Source organism: Kitasatospora sp. NPDC015121 (genome assembly GCF_055562955.1).
This window is the reverse complement of sequence record NZ_JBVHEH010000002.1, coordinates 44,940-61,768: the sequence shown is the minus strand read 5'-3', so window position 1 is coordinate 61,768 and position 16,829 is coordinate 44,940. Positions and strand designations below refer to the sequence as shown.

Annotated in this window: 14 protein-coding genes and 1 riboswitch; of the genes, 3 read left to right on the top strand and 11 right to left on the bottom strand. The window is 74.7% G+C overall.

Features of this window, described 5'->3' with window-relative positions:
- Positions 1–79 precede the first annotated feature (79 nt).
- The 5 genes from ACZ3J7_RS02245 to ACZ3J7_RS02225 all read right to left on the bottom strand — a co-directional run bounded on the left by ACZ3J7_RS02245 (position 80) and on the right by ACZ3J7_RS02225 (position 4,091).
- Entirely contained in the window at positions 80–838 is a 759-nt protein-coding gene (locus tag ACZ3J7_RS02245; RefSeq protein WP_465615944.1) for an endonuclease/exonuclease/phosphatase family protein, read from the bottom strand.
- Between the two features lie 129 nt (positions 839–967).
- On the bottom strand, positions 968–1,909 hold the full coding sequence (locus ACZ3J7_RS02240) for an ROK family glucokinase (protein ID WP_465615943.1): 942 nt from the start codon (positions 1,907–1,909) through the stop codon (positions 968–970).
- Between the two features lie 196 nt (positions 1,910–2,105).
- Positions 2,106–2,441, bottom strand: a complete 336-nt coding sequence (locus ACZ3J7_RS02235; protein WP_465615941.1) for a DUF5304 family protein — start codon at positions 2,439–2,441, stop codon at positions 2,106–2,108.
- A 43-nt stretch (positions 2,442–2,484) separates the two neighbouring features.
- Complete coding sequence (locus ACZ3J7_RS02230; protein ID WP_465615939.1) at positions 2,485–3,651, bottom strand: ArsA family ATPase; 1,167 nt, start codon at positions 3,649–3,651, stop codon at positions 2,485–2,487.
- A gap of 8 nt (positions 3,652–3,659) precedes the next feature.
- Positions 3,660–4,091, bottom strand: coding sequence for an SRPBCC family protein (locus ACZ3J7_RS02225; protein ID WP_465615937.1), 432 nt, complete (start codon positions 4,089–4,091; stop codon positions 3,660–3,662).
- A gap of 248 nt (positions 4,092–4,339) precedes the next feature.
- Between ACZ3J7_RS02225 and ACZ3J7_RS02220 the strand changes: the two genes are divergently transcribed.
- Positions 4,340–6,136: an AMP-dependent synthetase/ligase gene (locus ACZ3J7_RS02220; RefSeq protein WP_465615936.1), complete on the top strand. Its 1,797-nt coding sequence runs from the start codon at positions 4,340–4,342 to the stop codon at positions 6,134–6,136.
- A 37-nt stretch (positions 6,137–6,173) separates the two neighbouring features.
- Here the strand turns inward: ACZ3J7_RS02220 and ACZ3J7_RS02215 are convergent, their stop codons facing one another.
- Positions 6,174–7,316: a glycosyltransferase family 4 protein gene (locus ACZ3J7_RS02215; RefSeq protein ID WP_465615934.1), complete on the bottom strand. Its 1,143-nt coding sequence runs from the start codon at positions 7,314–7,316 to the stop codon at positions 6,174–6,176.
- Between the two features lie 266 nt (positions 7,317–7,582).
- On the opposite strand from ACZ3J7_RS02215, the gene ACZ3J7_RS02210 reads away from it, so the two are divergent.
- Entirely contained in the window at positions 7,583–8,944 is a 1,362-nt protein-coding gene (locus ACZ3J7_RS02210; protein WP_465615932.1) for a glycosyltransferase 87 family protein, read from the top strand.
- Between the two features lie 80 nt (positions 8,945–9,024).
- On the top strand, positions 9,025–9,927 hold the full coding sequence (locus tag ACZ3J7_RS02205; RefSeq protein ID WP_465615930.1) for a carbohydrate kinase family protein: 903 nt from the start codon (positions 9,025–9,027) through the stop codon (positions 9,925–9,927).
- Positions 9,928–9,937: 10 nt separating this feature from the next.
- On the opposite strand, the gene ACZ3J7_RS02200 is transcribed toward ACZ3J7_RS02205, so the two are convergent.
- The 5 genes from ACZ3J7_RS02200 to ACZ3J7_RS02180 all read right to left on the bottom strand — a co-directional run bounded on the left by ACZ3J7_RS02200 (position 9,938) and on the right by ACZ3J7_RS02180 (position 16,808).
- Entirely contained in the window at positions 9,938–11,029 is a 1,092-nt protein-coding gene (locus tag ACZ3J7_RS02200) for a gluzincin family metallopeptidase (protein ID WP_465615928.1), read from the bottom strand.
- A gap of 200 nt (positions 11,030–11,229) precedes the next feature.
- Positions 11,230–12,291, bottom strand: coding sequence for a C40 family peptidase (locus tag ACZ3J7_RS02195; protein ID WP_465615926.1), 1,062 nt, complete (start codon positions 12,289–12,291; stop codon positions 11,230–11,232).
- Between the two features lie 208 nt (positions 12,292–12,499).
- Positions 12,500–13,588 (bottom strand): C40 family peptidase, encoded by a 1,089-nt coding sequence (locus ACZ3J7_RS02190; protein ID WP_465615924.1) that lies wholly within the window; start codon positions 13,586–13,588, stop codon positions 12,500–12,502.
- A 10-nt stretch (positions 13,589–13,598) separates the two neighbouring features.
- Positions 13,599–13,755: riboswitch (cyclic di-AMP (ydaO/yuaA leader) on the bottom strand.
- A 396-nt stretch (positions 13,756–14,151) separates the two neighbouring features.
- Positions 14,152–15,189, bottom strand: coding sequence for a C40 family peptidase (locus tag ACZ3J7_RS02185; RefSeq protein WP_465615922.1), 1,038 nt, complete (start codon positions 15,187–15,189; stop codon positions 14,152–14,154).
- 185 nt (positions 15,190–15,374) lie between these two features.
- The gene (locus ACZ3J7_RS02180) at positions 15,375–16,808 is read right to left on the bottom strand and encodes an NYN domain-containing protein (protein ID WP_465615920.1); all 1,434 of its coding nucleotides are present in this window, start codon (positions 16,806–16,808) and stop codon (positions 15,375–15,377) included.
- Between the last annotated feature and the right edge of the window lie 21 nt (positions 16,809–16,829).

The following is a 16,829-nucleotide window of genomic DNA, read 5'->3' as shown; positions in this document are numbered from 1 at the left end:
CCCGCACCGCAGCGCGCCGCACCCGGGGCCGACCGCCCCGCCCCGGGCCCGGGGGCGCCGCGGCGCCCGGCCGGTGGCGCTACGGCGCCGGGATCCGCAGCGCGGCCAGCACCGGCAGGTGGTCGGTGGCCGCCCGCAGGTCCGCCTCCGAGACGCCCGGCAGCGGGTACGGCACCCCGCAGCCCAGCACCTCGACGTCCGGGGTGGCGAACACCCCGTCGATCCGCTGGTAGGGCTCCTTCGGCACCGAGGTGTACGTCCCGCCCCAGGGCGCCCGGGCGTGCGCGTCGGTCAGCTCGGCCGCGAGCGAGCGCCAACCCGGCCCGTCCGGCGCCTCGTTGAAGTCACCGGCGATCACCCCCGGCTCGCCCGGCCGCAGTTGGCCCCGCAGCAGGTCGAACTGCCGTAGCCGCTCGGCCGGTTCGAGGCTCAGGTGGCAGCTGGTCACCGAGAACGGGCGGCTCCCGCCGATCCGCAGCAGCGCGCTCGCGAAGCCGCGGGCGTGCAGGCCGCGAGTCTTCGGCAGCAGCACGTCGCGCAGTTCCAGCACGTCCACCCGCAGGTTGCCCAGCAGCAGCGGCCCGGCGGCGACCCGGCCGCCGCCGGCCAGGATCACCAGGCCGGTCCGGTGCGCCAGCCAGGCCGCCGCCTTCTCGGTCTTCCAGTAGCGCGGTGACTCCTGCACGCAGACCACGTCCGGCGCGCAGGCCCGGATCACCCGGGCCAGCGCGGCCCGGTCGTCGCGCAGCGACCGCACGTTGTAGCTCAGCACCCGCACCCGCCGCGCGCCGTCCGGCTCCGCCCCGGACGGCGCCAGCCCGACCTCAGTGTCCGTCATCTGACCGACAGTAACAGGCGCCGGTAGCGGGCGCGCCCGCGCGCGGCGGGCCGGAACGCGGGAAGGCCGCGGTGGGGACGGCGAGTTGCCGTCCCCACCGCGGCCCCGCCGCGGCGCACCGCCGGTGCGTCAGATCCGGGCCAGGTCGGCCGCGCCGGCGATGCCGGCGGCCGAACCCATCGACGCCAGCACCACGTTGGCGCGGGGCCGGGCCGGGCCGCCGGTCAGGTACTTGGCGAAGCCGGCCGCGACCGGGTCGAGCAGCAGGTGGCCGGAGTCGGAGACGCCGCCGCCGAGGACGAAGACGGCCGGGTCGAACAGCGCGGCCAGGTCGGCCATGCCGCGGCCGAGCCAGTCGGCGAGCTCCGCGTAGCAGGACAGCGCCAGCGGGTCGCCCTCCTCGGCGGCCTCGGTGATGTGGATGCCGCGGATGGTCTCGGCGACGCCGTCGTTGAGTTCGAGCATCCGCTTGCCGGCGATCGGGTCGGCGGCGGCCCGCTCGCGGCCGTAGCGGCGCAGCGCCCGGCCGGAGCCGTACTGCTCCCAGCAGCCGTGGCCGCCGCAGCCGCAGTCCAGGCCGTCCGGGACCATGTTCAGGTGGCCGATCTCGCCGGCCACGCCGAAGCGGCCCCGGTGCAGGCGGCCGTCGAGGACGATGCCGCCGCCGATGCCGGTTCCGACGGTGATCAGGACCATGTCCTCGTACGCGGCGGCGGCGCCGAACCGGAACTCGGCCCAGGCGGCGCAGTTGGCGTCGTTCTCGACCACGGTCGGCAGGCCGGTGAGCTCCTCGACGCGCTGCTTGAGGGGCTCGTTCTCCCAGGCGATGTTGGGCGCCATCAGGACGGTGGAGCGGTCCCGGTCGACGAAGCCGGGGGCGCCGACGCCGACGGCGGAGACGTCCGGGTACTGCTCCTTCAACTCCCGTACGCCCTGGGCGATGGCATCGACCGCCCACTGGGGGTCGGCCGGGGTGGGCACCCGGGTCTTGGCCAGAATCTCGCCGGACTCGTCGACGACGCCTGCTGCGATCTTGGTACCGCCGACGTCCACGCCGATGGTCAGAGCCATGTGTCCCTCAGCTATTCACTCGTTCCCGCTCAGCGGAACCGTACCCGCTGAGGGGTACCCACGTATACAGTCCGGCGTACATTATTCGAAGGCAATTCCAGACCAGTTGGTCATGGTGCCTTCAGAAGTCATACCAACGGTGCCGTTCGGTGATCGGTTGTGGGCGCAGCGTGACATGCACGCGCGACCGGATTAACTACTTGTCGGAGGCCTCGGGGGCCTCGTCCAGGTCCACCCGTTCGGCCTCGGCGTGTTGGGGCGCGGACCAGCGCCGCTCGTGCCCGGCGACGGCGGCCCGGTAGGCGGCCAGCAACTCCCCGCCGGCGGCCGCGAGGTGGCCGTACACCTCGGGGTTGGACTCGCGCAGCCGGCCGCCGACCTCCACCGCCTTGCCGCCCAACGCGGCGGCGAACCTGCGGACTTCCTCCACCAGCGGCGCGAACTCCCCCGCGCCGCCGTGCTCCTGGCCCTGCTGTTCCTGCCGGCCCTGCTGTTCCTGCTGTTCGTGCCGGTCCTGCTGTTCCGTGCTCACCGCGCCACTCCTCTCGTCCGGTCCGGTCCCCGCCGGGCTCCCACTAGCCACGCGGCCACAGCGCGGGGTCGGGCGTGAACCGCACCGACAGCACGCCGTCCGCGAGTCCGGCCCCGCTGACCGTGCAACGGCGCAGCGCGGACGGGAGTGCCAGGACCCGCCGGTAACCTCCGACGCCCACCACCAGTTCGTCGCCGCGGCGCAGCAGTTCGAGCTCGCCGCGGTCGGCGCCGGGCAGCGGGAGGTGCCAGACCAGCAGGTCCTCGGCGGCCAGCCGGTCCTCGACCCGGGGGTCGGCGGGCGCGGGCGGGCGCGGGGCGCCCCCGGCGTGGAGCCGGTCGGCGAGTTCCTCCAGGCCGCCGTCCGGCTGCCGGGCGAGCAGCACCGGCACCTCGCCCAGCTGTTCGGCGAGGGCGGCGAGTTGTTCGTCCTGCCGGGCGGCCGCGGCGGCCAGCCAGGGGTCCGGCGAGGCGGCCGCGGCGGCGGGCAGCGCGCCGTGCGCGACGACGGCGTCCAGCGGGAGGCCGTGCAGGGCGAGTCCGGCCCGGATCCGGGCCAGCGCGCGCGGCGCGGGGCGGGCGGCGTCCACCACGAGGCGGACGGTGGTGCCGGGGGCGGTGATCGCGGCGGCGGCCTCGGCGAGCGCGGCGGAGGCGGCGGCCCGGGCCTCGAACAGCCGGTCGGTGGGCATCGGGACGCCGGCCAGGCCCGCCAGCAGCGGGCGCAGCGCGCGGGCGGCCTGGCGCTGCTCGGGCAGCAGCCGGGCGAGGTAGCGCTCCAGCTGGGCGGGGAGCGCGAGGGTGGCGACCAGTTCGGCGGGCGGCGGGGCGGCGACCACCAGCACCTCGGCCTTGGCCCGGGGCAGCGCGCGCAGCAGGGCGAGGGCGCGGGTGCCGGGCAGCGGGGCGAGTTCCTCGGGGTCGAGCGGCTGGGCGCCGAGCAGGTCGAGCGCGGGCGCGAGCCGGTCGCGGTAGCCGTCGAGGGCGGCCCGGAAGGCGGCCCGCTCGTCGATCCGGGCGGCGGTCAGCCGGGGTTCGAGGGCGACGGCCTCGGGGCCGAGCCGGACGCCGAGCAGGTCGTCGACGGCGCGGTGCGGGTCGTCGGCGGCCAGCAGCAGGGTGTCGCTGCCCCGCCGGGCGTGGTGCAGGGCGGTGGCGGCGGCGATCCGGCCGGATTCCGGGCCGCTGACCAGTACGGTGCGGGTGGCCACGAGCCGGGTCAGCCCTCGACGCGCTTCTTCAGGCCGGCCAGGGCCCGGTCGATGATGACCTTCTCGGCCTTGCGCTTGATCATGCCGAGCATCGGGATCTTGACGTCCACGGCCAGCTGGTAGGTGACCTCGGTGCCCTTCCCGGCGGGCGCGAGCGCGTAGGAGCCGTCCAGGGCGCGCAGCATCTGGCTGCTGACCAGGGTCCAGGCGACCTCGCGGTCGCCGTCCCAGGTGTAGGCGAGGGTGTGCTCGTCGCGGATCGCGCCGGCGTCGAGCAGCAGCCGCACCTTGGCGGCGCGGCCGTCGGGGCCGGTCTCCAGGACGTCGATCTCCTTGACCTCGCCGGTCCACTGCGGGTAGGCGGCGAAGTCGGCGATCACCGCCATGACCTCGGCCGGGGTGGCGTCGATGACAATGCTCGACCTGGTGTGCTCCGCCATTGCGGCCTCCGCGATCTCCCTGTGCTGCTGTGCGCCCAGCAGAGGCTATCGCGGGCCGGCCCGCGCGTTTCCCGCGCGGGCACCTACCGGCGGGTCACCTCCGCACTGCCGTAGGGTTCGATTCGGTCCGCCCGCTCTTCCGACCTGCGGTGTGACGATCGGAACACCCGGGCCGACCCCTCTGGTCGAACGTGCCTACCCGGCAGTAACGTCCAGTCGTCCCGCAGCGTCGCAGACGAGGAGCAGTCTTGCTCGACGAGTTCAGCCTTCCGGCCCGCTACCAGGTACCGAGCGACGGCAACCTCGCCGACCTGGTCCACCAGAACGCGGAGCGGCACCCGGGCGTCGCTGTGCTCAGCCGCAAGTCCGCCGGGCAGTGGCAGGACCTCACCGCCGCCCAGTTCCTCGCCGAGGTGCACGCCGTCGCCAAGGGCCTGGTCGCCTCCGGCGTCGGCCCGGGCGACCGGGTCGCCGTGATGTCCCGCACCCGCTACGAGTGGACGCTGCTCGACTTCGCGATCTGGACGGCCGGCGCGATCACCGTCCCGGTGTACGAGACCTCCTCCGCCGAGCAGGTCCGCTGGATCCTCGGCGACTCCGGCTCGCTCGCCGTGGTCACCGAGACCGACGGGCACGCCGCCGTGGTCGAGGAGGTGCGCGCCGGACTGCCGGGGCTGAAGCACGCCTGGCAGATCGAGCGGGGCGGCGTCGCCGCCCTCACCGAGGCCGGCACCGGCGTCGACGACGCGGTGATCGCCGAGCGGCGGCGGCTGGCCGGGCCCGACTCGGTCGCCACCATCGTCTACACCTCCGGCACCACCGGCCGCCCCAAGGGCTGTCGGCTCACCCACGGCAACTTCCTCGCCGAGCTGGGCAACGTCACCGCCCGGATGCCCGAGCTGTTCCGCACCGGCGAGTCCTCCGTCCTGCTGTTCCTGCCGCTCGCCCACGTGCTCGGCCGGATCGCCGAGATCGCCGCCGCCATCGCCCCGGTCCGGCTCGGCCACGTCTCCGACATCAAGAACGTCACCGAGGAGCTCGGCTCCTTCAAGCCGACCCTGATCCTCGGCGTCCCCCGGGTCTTCGAGAAGGTCTACAACACCGCCCGCGCCAAGGCCCAGGCCGACGGCAAGGGGAAGATCTTCGACCGTGCCGCCGACACCGCCGTCGCCTACAGCCGCGCCCTGGACGCCGGCGGGCCCTCGCTCGGCCTGCGGATCCGGCACGCGGTCTTCGACAGGCTGGTCTACGGCAAGCTCCGGGGCGCCCTCGGCGGCCGCTGCCGCTACGCCATCTCCGGCGGCGCCCCGCTCGGCGAACGGCTCGGCCACTTCTACCGCGGCATCGGCTTCGTCGTCCTGGAGGGCTACGGCCTCACCGAGTCCTGCGCCGCCACCGCGTTCAACCCGCACGACAAGCCGAAGATCGGCACCGTCGGCCAGCCGCTGCCCGGCTCGGCGATCCGGATCGCCGAGGACGGCGAGGTCCTGCTCAAGGGCCCGCAGGTCTTCACCGGCTACTGGAACAACCCCGCCGCCACCGCCGACGCCCTCCAGGACGGCTGGTTCGCCACCGGCGACCTCGGCACCCTTGACGACGAGGGCTACCTCACCATCACCGGCCGCAAGAAGGAGATCATCGTCACCGCCGGCGGCAAGAACGTCGCCCCGGCCGTGATCGAGGACCGCATCCGCGCCCACGCGATCATCGGCGAGGTCATGGTGGTCGGCGACCGCAAGCCCTTCATCGCCTGCCTGGTCACCGTCGACGACGAGTTCCTCCCCCGCTGGAAGGCCCTCCACGGCAAGCCCGCCGACGCCACCCTCGAACAGCTCCGCGACGACCCCGACCTGCTCGCCGCCGTCCAGGCCGCGATCGACGACGGCAACCAGGCCGTCTCGCACGCCGAGGCGGTCAAGAAGTTCCACCTCCTCACCACCACCTTCACCGAGGCCGGCGGCCACCTCACGCCCTCCCTCAAGCTCAAGCGCAACGTCGTCCTCAAGGACTTCGCCGCCGAGATCGAGGGCCTCTACACCAAGTAGGCGCGCGCCCCGACGGGGCGCGCGGAACCGCTCGGACCTACCGCCCTTGCAGCAGCCCCGTCAGCCGCTCCGCGAGCATGTCCCAGCGCCAGGCCTCGTGCACCCACTTCCGGCCGGCCTCGCCCATCTCGCGGCGCAGCCCCTCGTCGCCGAGCAGCCGCACCAGCCGCTCCGCGAGGAGCCGTTCGCCGCCGGTGCCCGGCACCACGTAGCCGGTCTCGCCCTCGCGGACGGCGTCCGGCGCGCCGCCGGAGTCGCCGGCGACGACCGGCAGGCCGGTCGCGGAGGCCTCCAGGTAGACGATGCCGAGGCCCTCGACGTCCAGGCCGCCGCGCCGGGTGCGGCAGGGCATCGCGAAGACGTCGCCGGCGCCGTAGTGGGCGGGGAGTTCGGCCCAGGGGACGGCGCCGGTGAAGACCACCGAGGAGCGGACGCCGACGGTGTCGACGAGCTTCTCCAGTTCGGCCCGGTAGGGGCCGCCGCCGACGATCAGCAGCACCGCGTCGGGGTGGACGGCCAGCACCCGCGGCAGGGCCCGCACCAGGGTGTCCTGCCCCTTGCGCGGCACCAGCCGCGACACGCACACCACCACGGGCCGCTCGCTGAGCCCGAGCCGGGCCCGGACCTCGTCGCCGCCGGAGTCCGGCCGGAAGGTCGACTCGTCGACACCGGGCGGCAGTTGCACCATCCGCCGGGCGGCGTCGGGTCCGACCGCGCGGACGATCCGGGAACGGGTGTACTCGCCCAGGTAGGTGAGGACGTCGGTGCCGGCCCCGATCCGGCGCAGCAGCTGTGCGGAGACCGGCAGTTGGGCCCAGGCGGCCTCGTGGCCGTGGGTCATGCCGAGCAGCCGCTCGGCGCCGGCCCGGCGCAGCGCGGGGGCCATCAGGCCGAGCGGGGCGGCGGCGCCGAACCAGACCGAGGTGCAGCCCTCGGCGCGCAGGATCTCGGCGGCCCGCCGGGTCACCCGGGGCGTGGGGAGCATCATCCTGGTCCGGTCGCGGATCACCCGGAAGGGCTGCGCGGCGTCGAACTCGGCGACCTCGCGGCCGTCCTTCCAGGTGGAGGCGTAGACCACGACGGACCCGGCGGGCTGCCGGACGGCCATGTTGTGGACGAACGCCTGGATGCCGCCGGGCCTGGGCGGGAAGTCGTTGGTGACGATGAGGGTCTTGTGCATGCCGCGGCTCGCTCGGTCGGGGGGTGCTCGGAGTACCTGTGAGTGGTCCGTACGATAGGTCACCGTGCCCGTTCTCCGGGAACGCGGCCCGCACCGCCGACCGGAGCGGGACCGGGGCGGGTCCACCCGTCCGCCGGGGCGGGTGGGACACGGTTCGGTGAAGGTCGGGGCGCCGTCGCAACCGTTCGGGCGGAGCACCGGTCTCTCAACGGGGGCCCCGGTCCGTCCGGTGTTCCGGCGTGCACGCGACGACCCGAAGGAGCGCAGTGGAGTCAGCCCAGGCCGAGAAGGCCGGTGGCGCGGAGCCGTCGGCGCCGTCGCCCCAGGCCGCCGTACCGAGCCGCCGCCCGCTGTGGGCGCTGGCGGGCGGCTGGGTGGCGACCCGGACGCTGATCGTGCTGATGGTCGCGGGCGTGCTGCGGATCGCCGACACCGACGTGACCACCGACATCTCGGTGATCTACCACAGCTGGTACGAGGTGCTGCGCACCGGCACCTTCCCGCTGGACGACGTGACCTGGCAGTACCCGCCGGGCGCGGCGCTGGTGATCCTGCTGCCGGGGCTGCTGCCCTGGTCGTACCTGGTGTCGTTCTACGTGATCTGCGGCGTGGTGGACGCCTTCGCGATGGCGCTGCTGATGCGGGCGGGCGTGCGCCGGGGCCGCAGCTACCTGGGCGGCTGGTTCTGGGTGGCGGGCGTGCCGCTGCTCGGGCCGACGGTGTACTGCCGCTACGACATCATCGTGACGGCGCTGGCGGTCGCGGGCCTGCTGGTGATGCTGCGGCGCCCGGCGGTCAGCGGGGTGCTGCTGGGCCTGGGCGGGCTGGTGAAGGTGTGGCCGCTGCTGGCGCTGATCGGTTCGCCGCGCGGGCGGCGGACCCGGCGGGCCTGGACCTCGGCGGTGGCGTGCGCGGCCGCGCTGGGCTTCCTGCTGACGGCGGGCATGAACGGCGCCTTCGAGTTCCTGAAGTTCCAGTCGGAGCGCGGCATCGAGATCGAGTCGCTGGGCGCGCTGCCGCTGCACTACGCGAAGCTCGCGGGGTCGTGGAACGGCACCGTGACGATGAACTACGGCTCGGTGGAGTTCCTGGGGCCGTGGGTGCCGGTGATCTCGAAGGTGATGGTGGGGCTGTCGGTGGCGGGCTTCGGCTGGCTGCTGGTGTGGCGCCTGCGGGCGGCCCGCTGGACCTCGGCGACCACCTTCGACGCGGCGCTGTGCGCGCTGCTGATCTTCACCACGACCAGCCGGGTGATCTCCCCGCAGTACATGATCTGGGTGGTCGGCCTGACCGCGGTCTGCCTGACGGTGCGCGGCACCAGCCAGCGGCCGGTGGCGGTGCTGGTGCTGGTCACGGCGGTGCTGACCACGCTGGAGTTCCCGGTCATGTTCGGCGCGGTGAACCGCAGCGAGCTGGGCGGCGTGCTGGTGCTGACCGCCCGCAACCTGCTGCTGCTGGTGACCACGGTGCTCTCGGCGTACCGGCTGTGGCGCTCCACCCGGCGCCGGGAGGCGCTGACCACGGTGGTGCTGCCGGCCGAGCAGGTCGTCCCGCAGTACCCGGTGCGTCCGGGCATCGCCTACGAGCAGGACCTGCTGGACGACCTGACCCCGGCCGACCGCGGCTGAACCGACCCGCCCCGGACCCCGTCGCTGCAAGTTTCTGAAAGTCCTTGCAGGGCGGGGTCCGCTGCTGCCACCATCGCGAAATGATCGACTACGACATCCTGATCGCCGGTGGCGTCGGCGTGGACACCATCGTGCGGGTGGACCGGCTGGAGGTCCCGCCGGGCCGCGACTCGCTCGGCGTCCCCCCGGTGCTGGACTACCCGGCGCACACCGGCAACGGCGTGGCGCTGGCCTGCCACGCGCTGGGCCTGCGCACCAAGTTCGCCGACTTCCTCGGCGACGACCCGCAGGGCGCCCTGGTGCTGGCCGAGTACGCCCGCCGCGGCCTGGACTTCAGCCACCTGCCCGCCCCCAACGGCACCCCGCGCAGCGTCAACCTGGTCGACCGGGACGGCCGGCGGTTCTCCTTCTACGACGGCCGGCACCCGGCGGACGCCCGGCTGCCGCGCGAGTTCTGGCTGCCGCTGCTGGAGCGCTCGGCGCACGTCCACCTGTCGATCACCGGCATCAACCGGGACATGTACCCGGACGTCGAACGCCTGGGCCGCACCAGCTCCACCGACCTGCACGCCTGGGACGGCGTCAACGAGCACCACCTGCACTACGCCCTCCGTTCGGACGTGGTCTTCCTCTCCGCCGCCGCCCTGGACAACCGCCCGGAGGCGGCGATGCGCGCGGTGCTGGAGCGGGGCCGGGCCGAACTGGTGGTGGCCACCGCGGGCGCGGACGGCGCCTTCCTGCTGACCCGCGCGGACACCGCGCCCCGGCACTTCCCGACCGTCGACCCGGGCGCGCCGATCGTCGACAGCAACGGCGCGGGCGACGCCTTCGTCTCCGGCTTCCTGCACCGGCGGCTGGCGGGCCGCCCGGTCGAGGAGTGCATGCGGGCGGGCGCGGTCGCGGGGGCGTACACCTGCACCGTCGCGGGCACCCACACCGCGTTCCTGGACGCGCCGGGCCTGGAGCGGGCCCTGGCGGCCTGAGCGGCCCGCCCTACCCGAGCCGGGCCACCTCGGACGTCCAAGCCTTGGTGAACTCCGGCACGCCGACCCCCAGTTGGGCCCGCATCGCCCGGTCGAGGCCGCCCTCGCCGAACGCCCCGACGGTGCGGTAGAGCGCCACCAGCCGGTCCTGCCCGTACGTCCGGGCGATCAGGTCGCAGGCCAGCCAGGCCAGTTCGTAGGCCTGGGCGATGCCCGCCGCCCCGGCCGCGAAGGCCGCGTCGGCGGGCAGCGCGGCCGGCACCCGGCCGGCCCGGACGTCCTTGGCCAGCTCGGGGGCGATCTGCCGGGCGGTGCGCCCGGTGCCGAGGTAGCCGGTGTAGTCGGCGACGCCCTCGGAGAGCCAGAGCGGCGTCCAGGCCCTGGTGTCGGCCCGGGTGGCGACGTGGGTGGCCTCGTGGGTGACCACCACCCGGCGGCCGAGCTCGCTGAGCTGCCGGTACGCGTCGGGGTTGACCACGATCCGGTCGGCGGGGGTGTGCAGGGGGGCGCCGCCGACCGCCAGGGTGACCGCGGCTATGCCCTGGTAGGCCTCCGCGGAGACGTCCATCCGGCGGGCGAACTGCTGCTCGGTGAGCGGCAGTTCGAGCAGCAGCCGGGAGGTGGCCGGGCCCCAGGTCTCCGCCACCGAGGGCACCGCGCGGTCGGCCAGCGCGACCAGCGCGGCCAGCTCGGCCGGGTCGCCGAGGCCGAGCACCAGGCAGTGCCGGCCCTCGGCGACCCGGACGGTGCCCAGGTCCCAGGGCGCGGCCGCGCCGGTCGGCGCCTCGGCGGCCACCCGCCAGCCGGCCGGCTCCCGCACCAGCTCGATCCGCCGCTCCAGCAGCGCCGGGTAGTCGTCCACCCCGGTGAGCCGGTAGGCCAGTTCGGCGCCGACGGTGCACCGGTCCGCGTCGGCGGGCGGCTCGGCGAACACGGTGAGCTTCAGCTCGTAGGCGGCGAAGGCCAGCGCGGCGGTCCGGGTCAGCAGGTCCCGGTCGGTCTCCTCGGCTCCGGCCGCGGAGACCGCCAGCAGCGCCCCGGCGTCCCGTCCGGCCACCGCCCGGGCCCGCTGCCCGAGCAGCCGGACCACCTCCGCGCGCACCCCGGACGGCGCCGGGGCCGGGCCGGCGGCGGCGACGGCGCCCGCGACGGCGGGCCGGCCGGGCGCCGCCCGCGGCGGCGACAGCTGGAGCGCCCCGCCGGCGGCCAGCAGCAGGGCGGCGCGCCGGGACAGCGGAGCACCGGCCCGCCGCGGCCCGGCGGCCGTCGGCAGGTCGGTGACCAGGGGTTCGTCGACGAGGCTCAGACCCGCACCACCGTGTTCACCGGCATCGCGCCCACGCTCTCGTAGCGGACCCGGGCGCCCGGGTAGGGCGCGTGCACGACGACGCCCCCGCCGGCGTACATGCCGACGTGGTGCCTGTCGTTGTAGAAGATCACCAGGTCTCCGGGCCGGGCGTCGGCGAGGCTCACCCGCCGGCCGGCCGAGGCCTGCCCCTGCGAGGTCCGCGGCAGGGTCACTCCGGCCTGCCGCCACGACCAGTACATCAGACCGGAGCAGTCGAACGTACCCGGGCCGGTGGATCCGTAGACGTAGGGCGATCCGATCTTGGAGATCGCGGCGGCCAGCGCGGTGGCGGCCCGGTCGGAGGACGGCGGCTGGTCCCCGAGGTCGATCCGGTCGGTGCCCCGGGTGGCGCGCTGCCGGGCCTCCCGGGCGTCGTCGGCCGCCATCCGGGCCCGCTCGGCGGGGGCCAGCGAGTTCAGCAGCCGCTGCGCCCTGGTCAGCCGCTCGTGGACGTCCTCCTTGGCGGCGGCCAGCCGCTGCCTGGCCTGCTCCAGTTCGGCCAGCTTGCCGCCGGCCTCCCGCCGCCGCTCGTCCAGCCGGCGCTGCCGCTCGGCCAGCTCGCGCAGGCTGTCGCCCTGCCGGGCGGTGGCCTGTTCGAGCGAGCGGGCGCCGGTCAGGTAGCCGGCCGGGTCCTGGTCGAGCATCAGGCGGACGGTCGGGTCGACGCCCTGGGCGCGGTACTGGGCGGCGGCGACGGCGGCCAGGTCGCCGCGCATCCGGTTGAGCTCGTCCTGCCCGGCGGCGACCTGGTCCTGCAGGGTGCCGGCCTCGGCCTGCAGGGCCCTGAGCCGCTCCTGCGCCGCGTTGTACTGCTCCGAAGCCTGCTCGGCCTCCTCGTAGAGCTGGTCGACCCGCTGCTTGACCTCGGTCCGGCTCGGCGGGTCGGCCGGGCTCAGCGGGGCGGCGGCGGCCCCGCCCACGGTCAGGCCGAGCGCGCTGGTGGCGGCGGCGGTGAGCGCCAGGGTCCGGGCGAGGCGCTGGACGCCGGGCAGTGGGGTGCGGCGGGGCACGGACACGCGCGACGGCTCCGTTCTGCGACCGGCCTCCGCCGCCGCCCGCGGTCGGGCGGCCGTCCTCGCGGGGGCCCGGGGGCAGAGGTTAGCGAGTCGGACCGATCCAGTCCAAACCCTGACAGTCCCGAATATTCGGCCGCGAATCGGACATCCGAACGGAGGCGGCCCGGCACCCCGTGGGGGCACCGGGCCGCAGGGCTCCGCGGAGCCGTCAGATCCGGACGATCCTGTTGATCGGCATCGCGGTCGCCGACTCGTAGCGGACCTGCGCGCCGGTGTGCGGGGCGTGGATGATCTGCCCGTTGCCGACGTACATCCCGACGTGGTGCTGGTCGCCGTAGTAGATGATCAGGTCGCCGGGGCGGGCGTTGGCGATGTTGGTGCCCAGGCTGGTGCCGGCCCCCGCCTGCGCCTGCGAGGTGCGCGGGATCGACACGCCGGCCTGCTTGTAGGCCCACTGCATCAGGCCGGAGCAGTCGAAGGTGCTCGGCCCGGCCGCGCCGTACGCGTACCAGCTGCCCAGCTTGGAGGCGGCCGCGCCGACCGCGTTGCCGGAGAAGCTAGAGGGGGCGGGCGCGTCCAGCTCGACCCGGTCGGTGCTCCGGGAGGCGCGCTCCTTCGAGGCGCCGGAGGCGGCGGCCTCGGCCTTCGCCTTGGCGTCCGCGGCGGCCTTGGCCTCGGCGGCGGCGATCTGCTCGCGCTCCTGCTGGGTCAGCGTGTTGAGCAGGTCCTGGGCCTTGGCCAGCTTCGCCTGAACGTCCGCTTTGTCGGCCTGCAGGGCCTTGGTGGTGGTGTCCAGCTCGGCGAGCTTGGTCTCGGCCTCCCTGCGCTGCGCGTCGAGCTTGCTCTGCTCGTCCTTGAAGCTCTTGAGCAGGTCGGCCTGGGTGGAGCCGACCACGTTCAGCGCGCCGGCCTGGCCGAGGAAGGCGTCCGGGGTGGTGGAGAGCATCAGCTGCATGGTCTGCGGCATGTTGCCGGTGCGGTACTGCTCGGCGGCGATCCCGGCCAGGCCCTCCTGGACGGTGGTCACCTGCGCCTGCTGCCGGGCGAGCTGGTCCTGCAGCTGGCCGACCTGCTTCTGCAGGTCATGCTGCTTCTCGACCGAGGCGTTCAGCGCCTCGGTCTTGATCTCCGCCTCTTCGTTGAGCTGGTCGACCTGCTGCTTGACCTGGTCCTTGGTCGGCGCGGGGTCGGCGTGCGCCCCGCCCTGGGCGGAGAGCGCGACGGCGGCGGCGGCGGTGGCAGTGAGAATCGAGACCCGCGCGCGGCCGGCGGGCTTGGGACGGCGATGGGACGCCACGAAGGCGGACTCCTTCTTCCTCGACCGCCTACCGGGTGAGCTGACGGGTTCGGGCCGGAAGAGATTGCCCTACGACGCCTCACCGGCCGCGCGGAGCGGCCGACCCGGCGCCGATTCACCCCGGGGGAACGTGGTTCCCCGGCTCCGTTCGACAGCACCCCCGCAGGGGTATCCCCGTCGGCAGACCCGGTGGTGACGGTCTGCCCGCTGCTTCACGGACTCGGCGGCGACCCCCGCCGTCGCCCCCCTTGGGCGATCGACTCTGCGGTGGTCGAGACATGACCCTAGTAACCGATCCGTGATCCGCTCAAATCCTTGTCGGAAAAAAATCTGATTCTGAATCAAATACCGTGCCGAATATGACGGTTAGTGATCACTTCGTTACACGGAGCGTAGTAATTCTCATGATGTGGTCGAGAAACGCCACACCCGGACGTGTCACGGATCACAGCGGATCCCGACCCGTCCGGGCGTGTCACTATGCGTCAGTTGTCGCCCACTGGGGCGTTTGTCCGATTCGTCGGACCGTCAGGCCGCCCCCGGGCGGACCCGGCCGGGCCCGGTCAGACCCGGCGGATGGTCGAGATCGGCAGGGTGTCGACCTTCATGGTCTTCACCACGTCACCGGTGCGCGGCGCGTGCACCACCAGGCCGTTGCCGATGTACATGCCGACGTGGTGCCGGTCGCCGTAGTAGACGACCAGGTCGCCCGGCTGCGCGTTGTGCCAGTCGGTGCCCACGTTGACGCCGTAGCTGCCCTGCGACTGCGAGGTGCGCGGCAGCGAGACGCCGGCCTGCTTGTAGGCCCACACCATCAGGCCGGAGCAGTCGAAGGTGCTCGACCCGGTGGCGCCCCACACGTACGGCGAACCCTGCTTGCCGAGCGCGGCGCTGACCGCGGTCGCGGCGTAGCCGCTGGCCTGCGGCAGGGTGGACGGGTCGACCCGGGAGGAGCTGCGCGAGGCGGTGCCGCCGTTGTCCCGGAGGATCGCGGCGCGGTCCGCGGCGCTCAGCTTGGCGAGCAGCTTCTGCGCCTCGGCGAGCTTGCCGTTCACCTCGTTCTTGGCGTCGTTGAGCGCCTGGGTCTGGGTGTCCAGCTCGTGCAGGACCTGCGCGGCCTCCTGCTTCTGCTGGTCCAGGCGGCGCTGCTGCTCCTTGAGCGACTTGAGCGTCTCGGCCTGGGTGCTGGCGGCCTGGTCGAAGGAGGCCGCCTGGGTGAGGTACCGGTCCGGGTCGGAGGAGAGCATCAGCTGCATCGACGGGTCGACGCCGCCCTGCCGGTACTGGTCCCCGGCCACCGCCGCGAGGCCGGAGGAGATCTCGGTCAGCTGCTCCTGGCCGCGGGCCACCTGGTCCTGCAGGTCGTCGGCCTGCTTGCGCAGCTGGTCGGCCCGCTCCTTGGCGCCGTTGAACTTCTCGGCGGCCTGCTCCTGCTCCTCCAGCAGCTTGTCGACCTGCGCCTTGACCTCGTCCTTGTTCGGCTGGGCCGGGGCGGCGTGCGCACTGGCCTGGGCCGTCAGGGCGACCGCGGTCGCGGCGGCGGCGGTGAACACGGAGATCCGCGCACGGCTCGGCTGCTTGGGACGCCGGTGGGAGGCCAAGGGGGAGCTCCTTCTTCCTGCTGGACTCACCCCAACGAGTGACAGTCCGGAATATAGGTTTGACGCCAGACCCTAGTGAAGTCCAAGGCCCCGCGTCCACTCCCGGGGGGCTTCCGCTCCCCCCGCCCCGCCCCCCTTCACAAGGCCGTCACACTCCGGCCCCCTCCGGGACCCCTGACCGCCCCTCAGCTGCGGGACAGCCGGTTCAGCAGCAGCACCGAGGCCACCGGCCGCGCCCCGGCCTTGCGCACCCCGTCCGCGACCTCCTTGTCCGCGGAGACCACCACCACCGGCCGGCCCTGCGGCTCGGCCCGCACCAGCCGGCGGATCAGCTCGTCCGCGGTCTCCCCGGTGCGGCTGAACCGCACCCGGACCCCGCGCGGCGGCGCCATGATCACCGGCACGTCCAGGTCCTGGCCGTCGAAGACGCAGGTCACCTCGGCCTGGGTGCGCTGGGCCAGCATCGCCAGGCCGCCCAGCAGCCGCATCCGCTGCTGCTCCAGCGGCAGTTGGGGGTAGCCGGACTTGGTCACGTTGTAGCCGTCCACCACCAGGTGGACCTGCGGGATCGCCAGCAGCTGGTCCAGCAGCGCCGGGTCGTCCTCGGCCAGGCCGCGCCGGGCCACGTCGTGCGGCGAGGCCGAGCCGGGCTCGACCGCCTCCACCAGGTCGGCCGGGCGCAGCGCGGTGACCGGCAGCGCCAGTTCGCGCTGGAGGCCCTGGGCGGACTGCAGCACGGTGTCCAGCAGCAGGCGCAGCCGCATGTCCTCGACGCTGCGGCCCTCCCGGACGGTGCGCCGGCCGCTCTCCACCGCGGCCTCCAGCTCGGCGACCCGGTGCCGCAGCCGCCGGGCCTCGCCCTCGGCCGCGCTGCGCTCGGCGGCCGAGGCGGTCCGGGCGGCCTCCAGCTCCCCGGCCAGCCGGCGGCTCTCGGCCTGCGCCCGGCGGGTGTCGGCCTCCAGCGAGCGGACCTTCTTGCGCAGCGACTCCGCCTCCCTGCGGACGCCCTCGGTCTCGGCCCGCTGCCGGTCCAGCTCGGCCCGGGCGGCCGTCCTGGCCTCGGCCAGCTCCTCCTGGAGCTTCTCGGCCAGCCGGGCGGCCTCGGCGGCGGCGCCCTCGGCGTCGGCCCGCTCGGCCTCCTCGCCGGCCTCCTCGACCAGCCGGGCCCAGCCGGCCGGCCGGACCAGGTAGGCGGCGGCCGCCACGTCCATCGGGTCGGCGGCCGCCGGGACGGTGCCCGACTCCAGCGCCTGCACCAGGTCGGGTTGGCCGAGCCGCAGCCGCTCGGCTATCCGGACCCGGAACGCCGGGTCCGACTCCAGCGCGGCGGCCAGCGCGGTCGCCGCGTACTTGGCCCGCCGGGCCGGGGTGAACTTGGCGTACGGGCGCAGCGAGGCGGGCAGTTCGCCCGGCACGATGCCGCCGAGCGCGTCCGAGGCGATGCCGACCACCCGCCGGCGCACGCCCTCGGGCAGCGGGCGCCCGGCCGTCTCCGCGCCGCCGGCCGACCGCTCGGGGCCGGCCTCGGTGCCGTCCGGCTGCTCGGCGCCGTTCGGCTCCGGGGCCGGGGCGGGCGCGGTCCCGTCCGTGCCCGCGGGCGCGTTCGCTGCCTCCGCCACTGTCCTCGGCTCCGATCCTGG